The following is a 2,558-nucleotide window of genomic DNA, read 5'->3' as shown; positions in this document are numbered from 1 at the left end:
CGTGCTTACAGCGTATAGCTGCTTAGCACATTATTGAATTATTAACGAACTATTGGGGAATAGTTATGGTCATAGATTACTATAAATATCAATATGTCATTAATTCTTTCATCAGTTTAAGTTAGATGGAATTATTGGTGATACTTCTATAAAATAATTGTTTGCTATGGATGAAAAAATAGTTGATTCAACATTACGACAGTTGGCACATAAGAAAAGAACCGTAAAAGATTTGATTTCTTTTCTTTCAAACAAATGTGAAGAAACTTCCAATTATACACTTTTGATAGGTGCAGGATGTTCTGTTACTTCAGGTATAGATTCGGGTGGTGATCTCATCAAAAAATGGAAAAAAGAAATTTATGAGTCTGAGAATACTGAAGGAATGAGTGAAGATGATTTCTGGAAAAGCCAGTATGAATGGTATGATAGCCGAAATCCATATTCTTCTTTGTTTCAAAAAAAATATGATTTACCACGTCAACGTCGTATTTTTGTAGAAAAGCAGGTTGCAAAGAAAGACCCATCTATCGGTTATGCGTATCTTGTTAAGTTGATAGAAGAAAGGTATTTTAATACTGTGTTTACGACAAATTTTGATGATTTGTTGAATGAGGCTTTTTATCGTTTTTCACCGGAGCGACCTATTGTCTGTGCACATGACTCTTCAATATCTAGTTAGGGTGTCCAGTTCTGTGTTCCAGTTTTTAGTATCAAAAACAATGTAATAACCATCTAAGTCATTGATAATCATTCGCTAAATAAACTATAATCTTGTGCGAATCTACATCAGACTTTTTGACAGTTAAATTTGTCTTATATTTTGTGCTTAATTTACTGATTTACAGTGTGCTAAGTTGCTAAAACATAATCAAAAACGAGAACATGGAACTGGACACCCTAGTTAATATTGGAACATAGAACTGGACACCCTAATATCTAGTATAACAATTACCTCTAGTCGTCCTAAAATTATAAAACTGCATGGTGACTATCTTTTTGATGACATTAAGAGTTCTTTGCGTGAGACGGAATCTTTAGACGATAACATGAAACGAAAGTTCATAGAATTTGCTAAAGATCATGGCTTGGTTGTTGTTGGATATGCTGGCAATGACAGATCTGTTATGGATATTTTGTCTATGCTCCTGCAAAGTAATGAGTACTTTAAGCATGGTATTTATTGGTGCATTCGTGAAGATGAAACTAATTTGAGTGATGACCTGAGGCATTTATTATGGAAAGATAGGGTTTATTATGTGCCAATAAAAGGTTTTGATGAGTTGATGTCTACTCTGAATCATTCGTTGACAGGACAATTGCCGATAAATAGGAAAATGCTTAGTAGTGAGCATCATAAAGAACTTATTGGCAAGTTGACAAATAATAAATATATCAAATCTTTACAGGAGAATCCTTTTATCAAAAAAGATATTGATGATCTTAATAAAATCGTCAATTCTAACATTGTTAGTGATTTTTTTAAATATATTAGTATTAAAAAAGTCGATGATGATGAACCTAAGCGTAAAAGTAAACTTAGAAAATTAAGTGGGAAAGAACGTGATGTCTTGGCAGAGTTGAACGCTTTGTATGAAGAAAAGAAATGCGAAGAATTACTTCTGAAAATAGATGAAAAATATAAGGAGGAAAAAGGTGAAACTCAATACGCATGTCGCTTGTTGGAATTAAAAGCAAAAACATTAAAGTTTTTCTTCTTTGATAAAAAGGAGGAACTCAGAAATACCTATCTTGAATTAATAAATTTAGATTCTAAACAAGAAGGTTATTATCTTGATGCTTTCTATGCAATGGCGAAACATGAATCCAAAATGTTTTTCTTGGAAAGGGCAATAAATGAATTCTCTTCAGATTTCTACTTGTATAATCAAAAGGCTCTATATTTGCTAGATTATGCACGTGATATGTGTTTTGCTGATAATTATTCAAAATTGCTCGACGATATAAAGACATGTATATCTAAGTCCTTGGAACTGAATCCTTCTCCAGAAAATGAAGCTTTGATGAGAATGATATCACTTATCAAACTTAAGGAGAGTGATTATGAAAAAGTAAAACAAGAAATAAAAGAGTTTATTGATACTCATGTAAAAAAAGGGACAGTATTGTATGGTCAAGTTGTATCGAAGTATTATTCTTATCTCTCAATGGATGAAAATAAGGCAATACAAATATTAAAGGAATTATGTGCTTTATATAGGGAGGCTGACGCTCCGTTGAAGTATGAAAAATGCTTAGTGGCATTATTGTCTTTATATGAGAAGAATGGTAATAAGGAAGATTATCGGCGAGAAGTTGAAGAATATAAGAAAGAGTTTGTTCCTTCTATTACGTTTGAGCATATTATCATGGAGGTTAGAGTCGCTTTCTTTGGAGATGTTGATGAAGTAGAAAAAGAAGTTTTAGCTAAGTTGGATAAATTGAGTGATATTAACGAGAAGATTTATTATAGAAAATTCTTGTTTAAACTTTATTTTAATACAACAATAGTTCGTTAATAATTCAATAATGTGCTAAGCAGCTATACGCTGTAAGCA

General features: G+C 31.6%; 2 protein-coding genes. Both read left to right on the top strand.

All coding sequences use genetic code 11. The features are described from left to right. Window positions 1-166 precede the first annotated feature (166 nt). Entirely contained in the window at window positions 167-682 is a 516-nt protein-coding gene (locus Q3907_RS10645) for a hypothetical protein (RefSeq protein WP_301898254.1), read from the top strand. A 235-nt stretch (window positions 683-917) separates the two neighbouring features. Further along, entirely contained in the window at window positions 918-2,519 is a 1,602-nt protein-coding gene (locus tag Q3907_RS10640) for an SIR2 family protein (RefSeq protein ID WP_367881511.1), read from the top strand. Window positions 2,520-2,558 lie beyond the last annotated feature (39 nt).

Source organism: uncultured Holdemanella sp., from assembly GCF_958348295.1.
In the GTDB taxonomy this organism is placed as follows: Bacteria; Bacillota_I; Bacilli_A; order Erysipelotrichales; family Erysipelotrichaceae; genus Holdemanella.
This window is presented reverse-complemented; position numbering and strand designations above follow the sequence as displayed.